This is a genomic window from Paracoccus sp. 22332 (assembly GCF_052045125.1).
In the GTDB taxonomy this organism is placed as follows: Bacteria; Pseudomonadota; Alphaproteobacteria; order Rhodobacterales; family Rhodobacteraceae; genus Paracoccus; species Paracoccus haematequi_A.
In genome coordinates this window covers 37,197-50,938 of record NZ_JBQEOI010000006.1, presented here as the reverse complement: position 1 = coordinate 50,938, position 13,742 = coordinate 37,197, and the positions used below count along the sequence as shown (strand labels likewise).

Sequence of the window (13,742 nt, the reverse complement as noted above, 5' to 3'; positions counted from 1 at the left end):
ATCCGGCGCCCAGTTGCAACTAATTCTCAACTCTTGACAGTTGAGAGTCATTCGCACATAACTGCGCCATGGTTGGATCGAGATTGGAATAAAGACCGATGAAACTGCCCCTTGCCCTGGCCTTCGCTCTGACTGCCCTGCCCGCGCAGGCCGACCAGCTGAAGGTCGCAACGACCTTCACGATCATCGCCGACATGGCCCGCAACGTGGCGGGCGACGCGGCAGAGGTGGAATCGATCACCAAGCCAGGGGCCGAAATTCACAACTACCAGCCAACCTCCGGCGACCTGGTGCGCACGGCGGATGCGGATCTGATCCTGATGAACGGGCTGAACCTGGAAAGCTGGTTCCAGCAGTTCATCGACCAGTTGGGCGATGTGCCTGTCGCCGTGGTCAGCGACGGCATCCAGCCGATCTCGATCGCCGGGGGGGATTACGACGGCAAGCCCAACCCCCATGCCTGGATGTCGCTGGATTCGGCGCTGATCTATGTGGACAACATCGCCGCGGCGATGGCCGGGGCCGATCCCGAAAACGCCGCGACCTATCGCGCCAATGCCCAAGCCTACAAGACCCAGATCGCCGACACCATCGCGCCGCTGCGCGACGCCGCCCGCGCTCTGCCCCAGGATCGCCGCTGGCTGGTCACGTCCGAGGGCGCGTTCTCCTATCTCGCCCGCGATTTCGGCCTGCGCGAGCTTTACCTGTGGCCGATCAACGCCGATGCACAGGGCACGCCCCAGCAGGTGCGCCATGTGATCGACGTGATGCGCGAAAACGACGTGGGCGTGGTGTTCTCGGAATCCACCGTGTCGGACCGCCCGGCGCGTCGGGTCGCGGCGGAAACCGGCGCGCGCTATGGCGGCGTGCTGTATGTGGACAGCCTGTCCGAAGCAGGCGGCCCGGTGCCGACCTATCTGGACCTGCTGCGCGTCACCTCGGAAACCATCGTGAACGGATTGCGCGAATGATCCAGGGGATCGAGGTCCAGAACCTGACCGTCGCCTATCGCAGCGGCGTGACGGCCCTGCGCGACGCCAGCTTTACCGTGCCGCAGGGATCCGTCACCGCGCTTGTGGGCGTGAACGGCGCCGGCAAATCGACGCTGTTCAAGGCGCTGATGGGCCTTCTGCCCCGCGAATCCGGGCAGGTCCGCATCCTGGGCGGCAGTGTCGAACAGGCCTTGGCCAGAAACCTCGTCGCCTATGTCCCCCAGGCCGAGGAGGTGGACTGGACCTTCCCTGTCCTGGTTCAGGACGTGGTGATGATGGGCCGCTACGGCCACATGGGCTTTTTCCGCCGCGCCCGCCCCGCCGACCGGCAGGCGGTGGATGCGGCCCTCGCGCGCGTCGGCATGACCGATTTCCGAAGCCGCCAGATCGGCGAGTTGTCCGGCGGCCAGAAAAAGCGCGTCTTCCTGGCTCGCGCCATCGCCCAGGAAGCCCAGGTGATCCTGCTGGACGAACCCTTCACCGGCGTCGATGTGAAAACCGAAGAGGCGATCATCGCCCTGCTCAAGGATCTGCGGCAGGAAGGACGGGTGATGCTGGTCTCGACCCATGACCTGGGATCCGTGCCCGAATATTGCGACCGCGTGGTGATGGTGAAGGGCACCGTGCTGGCCAGCGGCCCGACCGAGACGACCTTCACGCCGGAAAACCTCCGCCAGGCTTTCGGCGGCGTCCTGCGCCATTTCGTGCTGGGCGGCACCGACCTGCACGACGACGCCGACCACCGCAGCCTGGACGTGTTCACCGACGACGAACGCCCGCTTGTCTTCTATGACCAACGGGCCCGCAGGAAGGACGGCGAATGATGGCTTCTTTGCCTTGGTCCAAATATCCCGGGGGGTGCGGGGGGCTGGCCCCCCGCCGCCGCGGGACGCAAAAGGGACAGCGCTGATGATGGATACCCTGCTGATCCCCTTTACCTACGGCTACATGACGAACGCCATCTGGGTCTCGGCCCTGGTCGGCGGGGTCTGCGCCTTCCTGTCCGCCTATCTGATGCTGAAAGGGTGGAGCCTGATCGGCGACGCCCTGTCGCATTCCATCGTGCCGGGCGTGGCGGGCGCCTATATGCTGGGTCTGCCCTTCGCGCTTGGTGCCTTCCTGTCGGGCGGGCTGGCGGCGCTGACCATGCTGTTCCTGAACAGCCGCACCGGGCTGAAAGAGGACGCGATCATCGGCCTGATCTTCACCGGCTTCTTCGGGATCGGGCTGTTCATGATCTCGCTCAATCCGGTCTCGGTCGATCTTCAGGCGATCACCATGGGCAATATCCTGGCGATCTCGCCCGCGGACACGCTGCAACTGGCGATCATCGGCGGGGTGTCGCTGGTGGTGCTGCTGGCGAAATGGCGCGACCTGATGGTGGTGTTCTTCGACGAAAGCCATGCCCGCACCATCGGCCTGCATCCGGGGCGGCTGCGCGTCCTGTTCTTCACGCTGCTGGCGGCCTCGACCGTCGCGGCCATGCAGACCGTAGGCGCCTTCCTGGTCATCGCCATGGTGGTGACGCCTGGCGCCACCGCCTATCTGCTGACCGACCGCTTTCCTCGGCTGATCGCGCTGTCGGTCGTCATCGGCGCGCTGACCTCGGGTATTGGCGCCTATCTCAGCTTCTTTCTCGACGGCGCGACCGGGGGCATCATCGTCGTCATGCAGACGCTGATCTTCCTGCTGGCCTTCGCCTTCGCGCCGACCCACGGCATCCTTGCCACCCGCCGCCGCATCCGGGAGGCTGTACGATGACCTGGTTGACCGATCCCTTCGCCTTCCCCTTCATGGTCGATGCGCTGCTGATTGCGGTCATCGTCGCGATCCCGGCATCGCTGCTCAGCTGCTTCCTGGTGCTGCGCGGCTGGGCGCTGATGGGCGACGGCATCAGCCACGCGGTGCTGCCGGGCATCGTCATCGCCTATCTGGCGGGCATCCCGCTGTTGATCGGCGCCTTCGTGGCGGGGATGATCTGCGCGCTTGCGGCGGGCTGGCTGGACGCCAACAGCCGGGTGAAACCCGACACCACCCTGGGCGTGGTCATGTCGGGCATGTTCGGCTTGGGGATCGTCATCTATACGCAGTTCCCGACCGACGTGCATCTGGACCATATCCTGTTCGGCAATATCCTGGGGGTCGGGCCCGAGGACTTCATCTCGGCCGGGTCGATCTCGGCCGTGGTGGCGCTGGTGCTGGTTCTGAAATGGCGGGACTTCGCGCTGTTTGTCTTCGATCCGGTGCAGGCGCGGGTGGCCGGGCTGCCGGTCGCATGGCTGCATTACGGGATGCTGGCGATGATTTCCGCCGTGGTCGTCGCCATGCTGTCGGCGGTGGGCATCATCCTGTCGGTGTCGCTGCTGATCGCGCCGGGGGCGATCGCCTTTCTGCTGACCCGGCGCTTGCAGGCGATGCTGGCGCTGTCGGTGCTGATCGGCACGGGGTCAAGCCTGCTGGGCATCTGGATCAGCTTCTGGCTGGACAGCGCCCCCGCCCCGACCATCGTGGTGGTGATGACCGCGCTGTTCACGCTGGTCTTCGCCTGGCGGCAACTGACCGCACGCCGCGCCGTCACAGGATAAGGGGGAAACCATGCTGCCAGACCGTGCGACCTTCCCGCCCGACTTTACCTTCGGCGTCGCCACATCCGCCTATCAGATCGAGGGGTCCAGCCATGGCGGCGCGGGTCCGTCGCACTGGGACACCTTCGCCGCAACGCCCGGCACCATCGCGGATGCCAGCGACGGCAGCATCGCCTGCGACCATTACCACCGCTGGCAGGAAGATCTGGACCTGATCCGAGACGCGGGGTTTTCGGCCTATCGCTTCTCGGCCTCGTGGGCGCGGGTGATGCCGGACGGGCTCACGGTGAACCCGCAGGGGCTGGATTTCTATGACCGGCTGGTGGACGGGATGGTCGAACGGGGCCTTCAGCCGCACCTGACCTGCTATCACTGGGATCTGCCCGCCGCGCTGTCGGATATCGGCGGCTGGCGGAACCGCGACATCGCCGCGCGCTTCGCCGATTACTGCGCCACGCTGCATGCGCGTCTGGGCGACCGTCTGGCCAGCACGGCCACCCTGAACGAGCCATGGTGCATCGCCTGGCTGTCGCATTTCCTGGGCCACCACGCCCCCGGCCTGCGCGACATCCGCGCGGCCGCCCGCGCCATGCACCATGTCCTGCTGGCCCATGGCACCGCGATGCAGGCGCTGCGGGCCGATGGCGCGCGGAACCTGGGCATCGTCCTGAATTTCGAAACCGCGCATCCCGCCGACGACAGCCGGGCCGCCATCCGCGCGGCCGAGGCGCAGGACGCGATCTATAACCAGTGGTTCATTCGCGCGATCATGGGCCAGGGCTATCCGCAGAGGGCGCTCGACGGTTTGGAACCGCACCTGCCGCAGGGCTGGCAAGCCGATATGGAGCGGATTTCCCAGCCCATCGACTGGCTGGGCGTGAACTATTACACCCGCAGGCTTTACGCGGGCGACGGCGCGCTGTGGCCGCATGACCGTGCGGTGGATGGCCCCTTGCCCAAGACCCAGATGGGCTGGGAGATCCGGCCCGAGGGGCTGACCGAGTTCCTGACCCGCCTGTCCCGAGACCATGTCGGCGGCTTGCCAATCTTCATAACCGAGAACGGCATGGCCGAGGCTGCCGGCCCCGACATCGCCGCCGATCCGCGCCGCGTCGCCTTCATCGGCGACCACCTGCGCGCCGCCCGCGCGGCGATCGAGGCGGGTGTCAATCTGCGCGGCTTCTTCTATTGGTCGCTTCTGGACAATTTCGAATGGGGTTGGGGCTATGGCCCGCGCTTCGGGCTGGTCCATGTCGATTACGCGACCCAGTTGCGGACGCCCAAGGCCAGTTGGCACGCCTTCCGCGCGATGCTGCGCGGTCAGGGCGGCCCGACTGCGGTCCAGGCCGGGTGATCGCCGAAGAAGGCCGCCAGCCGGACCGGCGGCCGGTCGATGCCCATCCAGCGGCGGGCATTGCCGCTCATGAAATGCGCATGCACGTCGATGGTGCCGGGCGCATCGACCGGACCGAACGGCGGCAGCGGAAAAACCTCTGCCCCCGCCCGGCCGGTTGCGCAGCATGGCGCTACGGCCTATCAGGAAAGCCAAGCGCATGTCCCAAGGAGCCGTCATGATCGTCATCGCCGCCGCCCTCATCGGCGCAATCCTCGGCTGGCGCCGCGCCGGGCAGTTGGGCGGCACCCGGCGGGACCGCGCGCAATACGCGGCGGGATTCGCCATGGCCCTGGCGGTCCTGGGCCTGTTCGCCACCGTGATCCTGGATCGGATGATGTGATGTTCGTGCCGTTCCTGGACAGCCTGCGCCGGCACGGGGTTCCGGTTTCGCTGCGGGAATGGCTGGACCTGATGGCCGGAATGCAGGCCGGTCTGGCCGATTGGTCCGTGGACGGCTTCTATCATCTGGCCCGGCTGTCGCTGGTCAAGGACGAACGTCACCTGGATCGCTTCGACCGCGCCTTCGCCGAGGCGTTTTCCGGCCTGGAAACCATCCCGATCCAGGCCCTTGTGACCGAGCAGGCGATCCCCCGCGACTGGCTGGAGAAGCTGGCCGAAAAGCTTCTGACGGATGCCGAGAAGGCAGAAGTCCAGGGCAGCGGCAGTTTCGAGGCGCTGATGGAAAAGCTGCGCGAGCGGCTGGCCGAACAGCAAGGCCGCCATCAGGGCGGCAGCAAGTGGATCGGCACGGCGGGCACCTCGCCCTTCGGCGCCTATGGATACAATCCCGAAGGCGTGCGCATCGGCCAGCACGAATCCCGCCACCGCCGGGCGGTCAAGGTCTGGGACAAGCGAGAGTTCCGCGATTTCGACGACAGCGTGGATCTGGGCACCCGCAACATCAAGGTGGCGCTGAAGCGGCTGCGGCAATGGGCGCGGCATGGCGCGGCGGACGAACTGGACCTGCCCGCCACGATCCGCGCGACGGCGGACCACGGCTATATCGACGTGCAGACCCGGCCCGAACGGCGCAACGCGGTCAAGGTGCTGCTGTTTCTGGACGTGGGCGGGTCGATGGACGACCATATCCGCGTCGTGGACGAGCTGTTCTCGGCCGCCCGCGCGGAATTCAAGCACATGGAGCATTTCTATTTCCACAACTGCCTTTACGAAGGCGTGTGGACCGACAACCACCGCCGCTGGACCGAACAGACGCCGACCTGGGACGTGCTGCACCGCTTCGGCCGCGACTATAAATGCATCTTCGTGGGCGACGCTTCGATGTCGCCTTACGAGATCGCGGTGCCCGGCGGCGCCAACGAACACTGGAACCCCGAGGCAGGCGAGGTCTGGCTGCGCCGCGCGACCGAGACATGGCCCGATCACGTCTGGCTGAACCCCGTCCCGCAGGCGCATTGGGGCCATACGCAGTCCATCGCGATGATCGGGCGGATTTTCGAGAACCGCATGATGCCGCTGACGCTGGATGGGCTGACGCAGGCCATGCGGATCCTGGGATGACGCAGAGCCTGGCCGCCCTGCTGCCGCATTGGGGGCCGCTGGTGCTGGCAGTCTCGGCCTTCCTGTCCTGCATGATGGTGCCGCTGCCGACCTCGGCCCTGCTGCTGACGGCGGGGGCCTTGTCGGGGACGGGTCATCTGTGGCTGCCGGAACTGGTGGCGGGCGCGGTTGTCGGCGCGACGGCGGGCGACCTGGCGGCCTTCGGCCTGGCGCACCGGCTGGAGCCCTGGCTGAACCGCCCCGGCAGCCGCCGCACGGCGCTGTTCGGGCGCGCCCGCACCCTGATCGCCCGGCGCGGGGTGCTGGCTGTGTTCCTGTCCCGCTGGCTGATCACGCCGCTTGGACCGGCCACGAACTATGTCGCGGGTGCCACCGGCATGGCGGCGGGTCGGTTCGCCGCTGCCAGCCTTGCGGGCGAATGCCTGTGGGCGGTGCTGCACCTGACCCTGGGCCACCTGATGGCGCGCGGCTTTCGCCACAGCGAGGGCGCGACGCTGAAGGGCGTCGCAGTCGGGCTGGTGCTGGCGGCGGTGCTTTTGGCGCTGCGCGCGCTCTGGCACCGGCGGGGCGGCGGGACCATATAGGGGCCATGAAATACACGCCGATCATCCTGCTGATCCTGTATCTGGCCGCCATGTGGTTCTTTTCCCTGTGGCGGCTGAAACAGGAACTGAACCAGAAATCGACGCCGCTGAACCATCCCCGCCTGACGCCGATGCTGGAACGGCTGGGCCGGGCGATGGACCTGCCCCCGGTCCGCGCCCATGTCTACGAGGTCGCGCCGGTCAACGGTCTTGCCGCCCCGGACGGCCGGATCTTCCTGACGCGGGGCTTTCTGGACAAGCTGGACGCGGGTGAGGTCACGCCCGAGGAACTGGCCAGCGTCGTAGCCCATGAACTGGGGCACGTCGCCCATGGCCATGCCCGGCGGCGGATGATCGACTTCGCGGGCCAGAACGCCATCCGCATGGCGCTTGCCGGGGTGCTGGGCCGGTTCATCCCCGGCCTGGGCGCCTGGATCGCGGGCATCGTGGCGACCGCCGTCGCCGCCCGTCTGTCGCGCGAGGATGAATTCGAGGCCGACCGCTTCGCCAGCGCCCTGATGATCCGCGCGGGCTTGGGGACCGAACCGCAGGTCTCGCTGTTCCAGAAGCTGGACCGGCTGATGGGCAACCGCGGCACCGCCCCCGCCTGGCTGCTGTCCCATCCCCCCACCGCCCGGCGCATCGCCGCGATCCAGGCGCAGGCCGCCCGCTGGCGCCAGGGCTGATTGGGCTTGCGGCACCGGGCGCTTGTCCTATGCTGCGGCCCGCAGCACGGGATCTGATGATGACGCGACCCTTCCGCCGCCGGGTTCTGTATCTGCCCGGTTTCGACCCGATGCCCCCCGCCGCTATCGAGAGTTGTATCGCCGCGAATCGCAGCGCCAGGCCCAGGTCGGCGGATACGACCTGACGCTGGCGAAACCCGCCGGGGATCGCGGCTTCGGCTGGCGGACCCGCGCCCGCTTTTCCCAAGGCCAGGCCGAGGCGCGGGTCGAGGTTCTGGTCTGGGCCGACCTGGTGCAGGCGTCCATGCGGACGGGGATCCTGGCGACCTATGGGCAGATGATCCGTGTGGCCTGGATCTATGCGGCCTCGGGGGCTTTGCGGCGGCTGATGCGGCTGCGGCGCGGGCCGGTGCTTGCGGCGCTGTATCCGATCGCGGCTCTGACGGCGCAGGCCCTCGCCGCCGGTCTGGTCGCCGCGCTGACGGGTCGGGCGGTCGCGGCGCTGACCGGCTGGTTGGGGCTGGCGGCGATCTGCGCGGCGGGCGCGGCCTGGGCCGTCCTGGCCTTCGCCAAGGCGCAGGATCATCGCCTGTTCGCTTATTACCTGATGCACGACTATGCCTTCACGGCCAGCCTGCGCGGCGCCTATCCGCCCCATCTGGAACAGCGGCTGGCGCAATTCACCGACCGCCTGGCCGAGGCGCTGTCCGAGGATCTGGACGAGGTTCTGGTGGTCGGCCATTCCTCGGGCGTCTATCTGGCGGTGACCACGGTCGCCGACCTGCTGCGGCGGGGCGCCGTGCCCGGCCCTGCCCTGTCGCTGCTGACGCTGGGCCAAGTCGTGCCGATGGCCTCGTTCCTGCCGCACGCGCAACGGCTGCGCGCCGACCTGGCCTTCCTGTCCGAACACCCCGACCTGTTCTGGCTGGACGTGACCGCGCCCGGCGATCCGTGCAGCTTCGCGCTGTGCGATCCGGTCGCCGTGACGGGCGTCGCGGGGCCGGGCCAGCGGTGGCCGCTGGTGATCTCGGCCGCTTTCAGCCAGACCCTGTCGCCGCCGCAGCAGCGGGCGCTGCGGTGGCGGTGGTTCCGGCTGCACCTGCAATATCTCTGCGCCTTCGACCGGCCGGGCGATTACGACTATTTCGCGATCACCGCCGGGCCGGTCACACTGGCCGACCGCTTCGCGGGCCGCCGACACTCGCCCGGCCGCATCGCCACGCCCGCCGGTCCGGGCCTGCCATGATCCCCCCGCGCCCCCGCACGACCGAGGGCAAGGGCAGCGTCCTGCGCCTTGCCCGCGCCTTCCGCCGCGACCTGCTGTCGGCGCTGCCCGAACGGCTGTACCGCGCCTGGATGGCCGAATTCCGCAGTCCGCTGATCCACAGCTTCGTCTGCAACGACCCGGCCCTGATCCGCCTGATCCTGAGGGACCGGCCCGGCGATTTCCCGAAATCCAATCGGTTACGCGCCGGCTTGGCGCCGCTGCTGGGGGAATCGGTCTTCGTCACCAATGGCGATCAATGGGCCGCGCAGCGCCGCATCATCGACCCCGCCTTCAAGGGCGGCCGCCTGCACCAGACCCTGCCCGCGATCTTTGCCGCAGCCGACGCCCTGGTCGCCCGCCTGCGCCCCGGCGAACAGGACATCGAACCCGAGGCCAGTTTCGCGGCCGCCGACGTGATCTTCCGCGCGCTCTTCTCGATGCCCATCGAACACGCCACCGCCGCACGGGTCTTTGCCGCCTTCCGCGCCCACCAGGACGCGCAGCCGGTGGTGAACCTGGCCGCGCTGCTGCCCTGGCCCCGCTGGCTGCCGCATCCCCATTCGCGCCGCACCCGGCGCTCGGCGGCGGAAATCCGCGGCCTGATCGCCGGGCTGGTGGCCGGCCGCATGACGGCCATCCGCGACGGCACCGCGCCCGACGACCTGGCGACGCGGATCATGACCACTCCCGACCCGCAGACCGGCCGCCGCTTTTCGGAAGCCCAGATGGTGGACCAGGTGGCGATCTTCTTCCTGGCCGGGCACGAGACAAGCGCCTCGGCCCTGGCCTGGGCGCTGTGGCTGCTGGCCGCCCATCCCGACTGGCAAGAGGCCGTGGCCCATGAGGCGGCCGCGCTGACCCCCGACATGGCAGGCGTGAACGCCCTGCACACGACCCGCGCCGTGTTCCGCGAGGCGCTGCGCCTGTATCCCCCCGTCCCGATGATGGTGCGCGAAGCGGCCCGGCCGACCGTGATGCGCGGTCGCCCGATCCCCCAGGGCGCGCAACTGGTCCTCTCGCCCTGGCACCTGCACCGGCACCAGCGGCTGTGGACAGATCCCGACGCCTTCGACCCGGGCCGCTGGTCCCGCCCCGAAACCCGCGCAAGCGCCCGCGACGCCTTCCTGCCCTTTTCGGCGGGCGAACGCGCCTGCCCCGGCGCGGGCCTTGCGATGATCGAGGGCGCGGTAATGCTCGCCCGCCTCGCCGCCGCCTTCCACCTGTCCCCCGGCGCGACCACCCCGGTGCCGGTCGCCCGCCTAACCGTTCGGGGGCAGGACGGCATCCCGATCCGCCTGTTCCCGCGCAACCGCCGCGATTCACCCGCTTGACATTCCCCTCTGCCGGGACAAAAAGGGCGCCAGTGGGGCCGTAGCTCAGTTGGTAGAGCGCGTCGTTCGCAATGACGAGGCCAGGGGTTCGATTCCCCTCGGCTCCACCATTCTTACAAAGATACTGTAATTCAAGTGGTTAGAGGAAATTCTCTGCCATGCTGCCTGCCTCTTTCTGCCTAGGTTTTGGCTGGTGCCTTCCCGACTCGAAAAAAAGCGGCCACCCGAAGGTGACCGCCAAGGTGCCTGCTATTGTGACCAGCGGGGCAACCCGCCGCCAAGCATGGCGATGCCGTTGCGGATGACCAGCGCGTTCTGGGAATACCAAGGTGCTGATCAGCAAACTCTGCTGATCGAGTACCCGACGCTCTATCCAAGCACCGAGATCTCCTACGTCCTGCCACGCGTGAAACTCGAAGCGGGCGCACGCTCGGCCCTCGATCCCAACGCCACCGCCAGCGTGACGCCCTATATCGCAGATGAACTGACCGACGGATGGTCATTCGCAGTGGACAACGTCCATGTCATCGCTCCGCAGCGCACCTACTTGGAGAAACTTCTGATTTTGCACGGCGCGTTCTGTGGTCATCGTGACGAAGGACGTGTGCCCGCCGACAGCGACAGGATTTCCCGCCACTACTATGACGTCGCCATGATCACCGGCACGGAGATTGGGCGCGCTGCCCTGGCCGACGACGGGCTGCTTGCGGCCGTGCGCGAACATAACCTCGCATCCTTGCCGCAGGCGTCGTTCGCCTGAATGCCGGGAAGTCCAGTTCTTTATCGCCCGCCGACGGAGACAGTTTCGTGGACTACCCGCTCCGAAAGAGCGGTGGTCGTCGCAGGAAACGCATCCGGATCGGAGGAATTGATGAAGCATCACAGTAAGATAACGCCGCCCAAGCCCGGGCAGGACGCGCGCCTGGACCAAAGCGTCCTGTCGCGCATCGCCGCGCTCAAGGCCATGTCGGTGAAAGAGCTGAAGACCGAATGGGAACGGCTCCTCGGCAGCGCCGCGCCGAACAACAGCCGCGCCTTTCTTGAGAGCCGAGCTCGACGAACCGGTCGAATATCCGGCGTACCGAGGCGGCCTCGGTCTCGTTGATCACCAGCTTGCGGTCCTGCACATCGTAGCCGAGCGGCACATAGCCCCCCATCCAGATCCCGCGCTTGCGCGAGGCGGCAACCTTGTCGCGGATGCGTTCGCCGATGACCTCGCGCTCGAACTGGGCGAAGCTGAGCAGGATGTTCAGCGTCAGCCGCCCCATCGAGGTGGTCGTGTTGAAGGACTGCGTGACCGAGACGAAGGTGACGCTGTTGCGGTCGAAGACCTCGACCAGCTTGGAGAAATCCATCAGCGCGCGGCTGAGCCGGTCGATCTTGTAGACCACGACCACGTCGATCAGGCCGTCGTCGATATCGGCCAGCAGCCGTTTCAGCCCCGGCCGGTCCAGATTGCCGCCCGAGAAGCCGCCGTCGTCATATCGGTCGCGCGTGGCGACCCAGCCGTCGGATTTCTGGCTGGCGATATAGGCCTCGCAGGCCTCCCGCTGGGCGTCGAGGCTGTTGAACTCCATGTCGAGCCCTTCCTCGCTCGACTTGCGGGTGTAGATGGCGCAGCGCAGGCGGCGGCCGGGGCGTGTGTTCATGGCTTATGAGGAGATGCAGAACCTTGTGCAGGGCTTCCGCGATGGGGAGATCAGCGGCGAGGACTTCACCGTCAAACTGGGCGAGATCGAGGCGGCGGCGGTCGATGCCTTCGGCGCCTTGGAGGCAGGCGACCGCACCACCTTCGAGGGGGTCATCTCGCAGCTTGGCCGTCTGGGCGGCGTCATTGCGTCTGTGACCAGCCTTGCCAACAGCATGGGTGCTGCCATCGCCCGCGCGGCAGGCACGGCACCGGACCAGAAGGCCACGCAGGCCATGCGCGACCGGCACGCTGCCGAAGCTGCCAGCATGGACAGCATGGAGGCGCAGCGCGAGGCTCTGGAGGGCTTCACCGCAGCCGAGCAGGCCCGCAATAGCGCCACGGCGGAACAGCTTCGCCTGCAACAGGAGATCGAGTCCGTCAGGAAGCGCGCCGGCGAGGCAGGGGCGCATCTGACCGACCAGCAGGCCTCAGACCTTGCGGCGGCATCTCTGGCCGGGGACGCGGCCCGCAGCGCAGCAGGCAAGGGCGGTGGCGGATCGAAGGGCAGCAAGGGCGGCGGCAAGGCGACGGTTGACGAGTTCGCCAAGGAAGCGGAAGCCGTGCGCGACCGGACCCGCGCCCTGGAAGCCGAGGCGGCGGTGCTGATCGCGGTGGCGGCATCCGGCAAGGAATACGGCGATGCCATGGAGTTCGCCCGCACGAAGGCCGAACTGCTACACGCGGCACAGCAGGCGGGAAAGCAGATCACCCCGGAACTGGAAGCCGAGATCGACAAGCTGGCCGATGCCTATGTGCAGGCCGGTCTGGAAGCCGAGGGTACGGCCGAGAAGCTGGATGCCATCAAAGAGCGCAGCCAGGCGGGCAAGGATGCCCTCACGGATATGTTCGGCTCGATCATCGATGGCTCGAAATCGGCAAAGCAGGCGGTTGCCGATCTGCTGCTGGAGATCGCCAAGACGCAGATGATCAACGGCATCATGGGACTGCCGGGAATGGGCGGCATTGCTTCCGGCATCGGCGGGCTGCTGATCCCCGGCTTTGCCTCTGGCGGCGATCACATGGGCGGCTTGCGGATCGTGGGCGAGAAAGGCCCCGAACTGGAAGCCACCGGCCCGGCGCGCATCTGGAGCGCGGATCAGACCCGCAACCTTCTGGCAGGACGGCAGGGGGGTAGTGCAATCGCCGACAAGCCGCAGAGCGTCGATGTGCATGTGACGGTCGGCGTCGATCCCAAGAGCGGCAACCTGACGGCCTTCGTGGATCAGCGTTCCATCCAGGTTGCGCGTCGGGTTCAGAAGGACACGCTCCGGCAGGCCGAAGATAACGCCTATCTGTGGAACAACCGGCACCAGATGAGGAGGGGCTGATGGATCGGCTCAAGAAGCAACTCTGCGCCGCCCTGAAAACCCGCCTGGCTGGCGGCACGTCGCGCCTTCCCGAAGCTGGCTTGCCGCTCTGGGAGGCCTTCGGCGTCCTGTCCCGTGCCCGTAGCTATAACCCGCACGGGCCGAACCCGATCACCTGGGAAGCGATTGCTGCATATTCGCAGCTGATGCGGGTGCCGCTGGAGCCGCGCCACGTGGACATCATCACGGCCCTGGATGCCGTCTGGATTGAGGATGCCTATCGCATCGACAAGCAGACGCCTGAGGGCGTGAAGACCCTGCCGCCGCTGTCGCAGCACCCGATCAACGCGGGGCTTCTGGATGCGATGCTGGGATGAAACACC

At 67.5% G+C, this 13,742-nt stretch carries 14 protein-coding genes, 1 tRNA gene and 1 pseudogene; 15 read left to right on the top strand and 1 reads right to left on the bottom strand.

Annotated features, from left to right (window positions below; translation table 11 throughout):
• The first annotated feature begins 98 nt into the window (after window positions 1-98).
• The 13 genes from ACTJI6_RS08995 (at window position 99) to ACTJI6_RS08935 (ending at window position 11,122) form a co-directional block, all read left to right on the top strand.
• The gene (locus ACTJI6_RS08995) at window positions 99-971 is read left to right on the top strand and encodes a metal ABC transporter substrate-binding protein (protein ID WP_126154805.1); all 873 of its coding nucleotides are present in this window, start codon (window positions 99-101) and stop codon (window positions 969-971) included.
• Window positions 968-1,816: a manganese/iron ABC transporter ATP-binding protein gene (locus ACTJI6_RS08990; RefSeq protein ID WP_126154804.1), complete on the top strand. Its 849-nt coding sequence runs from the start codon at window positions 968-970 to the stop codon at window positions 1,814-1,816. The genes ACTJI6_RS08995 and ACTJI6_RS08990 overlap by 4 nt, the downstream gene beginning before the upstream one ends.
• A gap of 85 nt (window positions 1,817-1,901) precedes the next feature.
• On the top strand, window positions 1,902-2,753 hold the full coding sequence (locus ACTJI6_RS08985) for a metal ABC transporter permease (protein WP_440799927.1): 852 nt from the start codon (window positions 1,902-1,904) through the stop codon (window positions 2,751-2,753).
• The gene (locus ACTJI6_RS08980) at window positions 2,750-3,577 is read left to right on the top strand and encodes a metal ABC transporter permease (protein ID WP_440799924.1); all 828 of its coding nucleotides are present in this window, start codon (window positions 2,750-2,752) and stop codon (window positions 3,575-3,577) included. Before ACTJI6_RS08985 ends, ACTJI6_RS08980 begins: the two co-directional genes overlap by 4 nt.
• Before the next feature lie 10 nt (window positions 3,578-3,587).
• Window positions 3,588-4,931, top strand: coding sequence for a GH1 family beta-glucosidase (locus ACTJI6_RS08975; protein WP_440799921.1), 1,344 nt, complete (start codon window positions 3,588-3,590; stop codon window positions 4,929-4,931).
• A gap of 217 nt (window positions 4,932-5,148) precedes the next feature.
• Entirely contained in the window at window positions 5,149-5,313 is a 165-nt protein-coding gene (locus ACTJI6_RS08970; protein ID WP_164555227.1) for a hypothetical protein, read from the top strand.
• Window positions 5,313-6,494, top strand: a complete 1,182-nt coding sequence (locus ACTJI6_RS08965) for a vWA domain-containing protein (RefSeq protein WP_440799918.1) — start codon at window positions 5,313-5,315, stop codon at window positions 6,492-6,494. The genes ACTJI6_RS08970 and ACTJI6_RS08965 overlap by 1 nt, the downstream gene beginning before the upstream one ends.
• Window positions 6,491-7,078, top strand: coding sequence for a DedA family protein (locus ACTJI6_RS08960; protein WP_440799915.1), 588 nt, complete (start codon window positions 6,491-6,493; stop codon window positions 7,076-7,078). The genes ACTJI6_RS08965 and ACTJI6_RS08960 overlap by 4 nt, the downstream gene beginning before the upstream one ends.
• A 5-nt stretch (window positions 7,079-7,083) precedes the next feature.
• Window positions 7,084-7,764, top strand: coding sequence for a M48 family metallopeptidase (locus tag ACTJI6_RS08955; protein ID WP_440799912.1), 681 nt, complete (start codon window positions 7,084-7,086; stop codon window positions 7,762-7,764).
• 133 nt (window positions 7,765-7,897) lie between these two features.
• Complete coding sequence (locus ACTJI6_RS08950) at window positions 7,898-9,010, top strand: hypothetical protein (RefSeq protein WP_440799909.1); 1,113 nt, start codon at window positions 7,898-7,900, stop codon at window positions 9,008-9,010.
• The gene (locus tag ACTJI6_RS08945) at window positions 9,007-10,362 is read left to right on the top strand and encodes a cytochrome P450 (protein WP_440799906.1); all 1,356 of its coding nucleotides are present in this window, start codon (window positions 9,007-9,009) and stop codon (window positions 10,360-10,362) included. Before ACTJI6_RS08950 ends, ACTJI6_RS08945 begins: the two co-directional genes overlap by 4 nt.
• Window positions 10,363-10,396: 34 nt before the next feature.
• A tRNA-Ala gene (locus ACTJI6_RS08940) sits at window positions 10,397-10,472 on the top strand.
• Between the two features lie 173 nt (window positions 10,473-10,645).
• Window positions 10,646-11,122 carry a nucleotidyl transferase AbiEii/AbiGii toxin family protein gene (locus ACTJI6_RS08935; protein WP_440799903.1) on the top strand — a complete coding sequence of 159 codons (477 nt, stop codon included), beginning with the start codon at window positions 10,646-10,648 and terminating at the stop codon, window positions 11,120-11,122.
• Window positions 11,123-11,405: 283 nt separating this feature from the next.
• On the opposite strand, the pseudogene ACTJI6_RS08930 reads toward ACTJI6_RS08935, so the two are convergent.
• A pseudogene (locus ACTJI6_RS08930) lies at window positions 11,406-12,011 on the bottom strand (recombinase family protein); the annotation flags it as partial.
• On the opposite strand from ACTJI6_RS08930, the gene ACTJI6_RS08925 reads away from it, so the two are divergent.
• The gene (locus ACTJI6_RS08925; RefSeq protein WP_440799900.1) at window positions 12,010-13,380 is read left to right on the top strand and encodes a hypothetical protein; all 1,371 of its coding nucleotides are present in this window, start codon (window positions 12,010-12,012) and stop codon (window positions 13,378-13,380) included. The pseudogene ACTJI6_RS08930 and the gene ACTJI6_RS08925 overlap by 2 nt on opposite strands.
• On the top strand, window positions 13,380-13,736 hold the full coding sequence (locus ACTJI6_RS08920; RefSeq protein WP_440799897.1) for a phage tail assembly chaperone: 357 nt from the start codon (window positions 13,380-13,382) through the stop codon (window positions 13,734-13,736). Before ACTJI6_RS08925 ends, ACTJI6_RS08920 begins: the two co-directional genes overlap by 1 nt.
• Window positions 13,737-13,742: the final 6 nt, after the last annotated feature.

What these genes read in the sequence shown, in the direction of transcription:
- ACTJI6_RS08960 (WP_440799915.1), top strand. Translation starts at nt 6,491, where the DNA reads ATGACGCAGAGCCTGGCCGCCCTGCTGCCGCATTGGGGGCCGCTGGTG.
- ACTJI6_RS08970 (WP_164555227.1), top strand. Translation starts at nt 5,149, where the DNA reads ATGATCGTCATCGCCGCCGCCCTCATCGGCGCAATCCTCGGCTGGCGC.
- ACTJI6_RS08965 (WP_440799918.1), top strand. Translation starts at nt 5,313, where the DNA reads ATGTTCGTGCCGTTCCTGGACAGCCTGCGCCGGCACGGGGTTCCGGTT.
- ACTJI6_RS08925 (WP_440799900.1), top strand. Translation starts at nt 12,010, where the DNA reads ATGGCTTATGAGGAGATGCAGAACCTTGTGCAGGGCTTCCGCGATGGG.
- ACTJI6_RS08985 (WP_440799927.1), top strand. Translation starts at nt 1,902, where the DNA reads ATGATGGATACCCTGCTGATCCCCTTTACCTACGGCTACATGACGAAC.
- ACTJI6_RS08980 (WP_440799924.1), top strand. Translation starts at nt 2,750, where the DNA reads ATGACCTGGTTGACCGATCCCTTCGCCTTCCCCTTCATGGTCGATGCG.
- ACTJI6_RS08945 (WP_440799906.1), top strand. Translation starts at nt 9,007, where the DNA reads ATGATCCCCCCGCGCCCCCGCACGACCGAGGGCAAGGGCAGCGTCCTG.
- ACTJI6_RS08995 (WP_126154805.1), top strand. Translation starts at nt 99, where the DNA reads ATGAAACTGCCCCTTGCCCTGGCCTTCGCTCTGACTGCCCTGCCCGCG.
- ACTJI6_RS08975 (WP_440799921.1), top strand. Translation starts at nt 3,588, where the DNA reads ATGCTGCCAGACCGTGCGACCTTCCCGCCCGACTTTACCTTCGGCGTC.
- ACTJI6_RS08955 (WP_440799912.1), top strand. Translation starts at nt 7,084, where the DNA reads ATGAAATACACGCCGATCATCCTGCTGATCCTGTATCTGGCCGCCATG.
- ACTJI6_RS08920 (WP_440799897.1), top strand. Translation starts at nt 13,380, where the DNA reads ATGGATCGGCTCAAGAAGCAACTCTGCGCCGCCCTGAAAACCCGCCTG.
- ACTJI6_RS08990 (WP_126154804.1), top strand. Translation starts at nt 968, where the DNA reads ATGATCCAGGGGATCGAGGTCCAGAACCTGACCGTCGCCTATCGCAGC.
- ACTJI6_RS08935 (WP_440799903.1), top strand. Translation starts at nt 10,646, where the DNA reads ATGGCGATGCCGTTGCGGATGACCAGCGCGTTCTGGGAATACCAAGGT.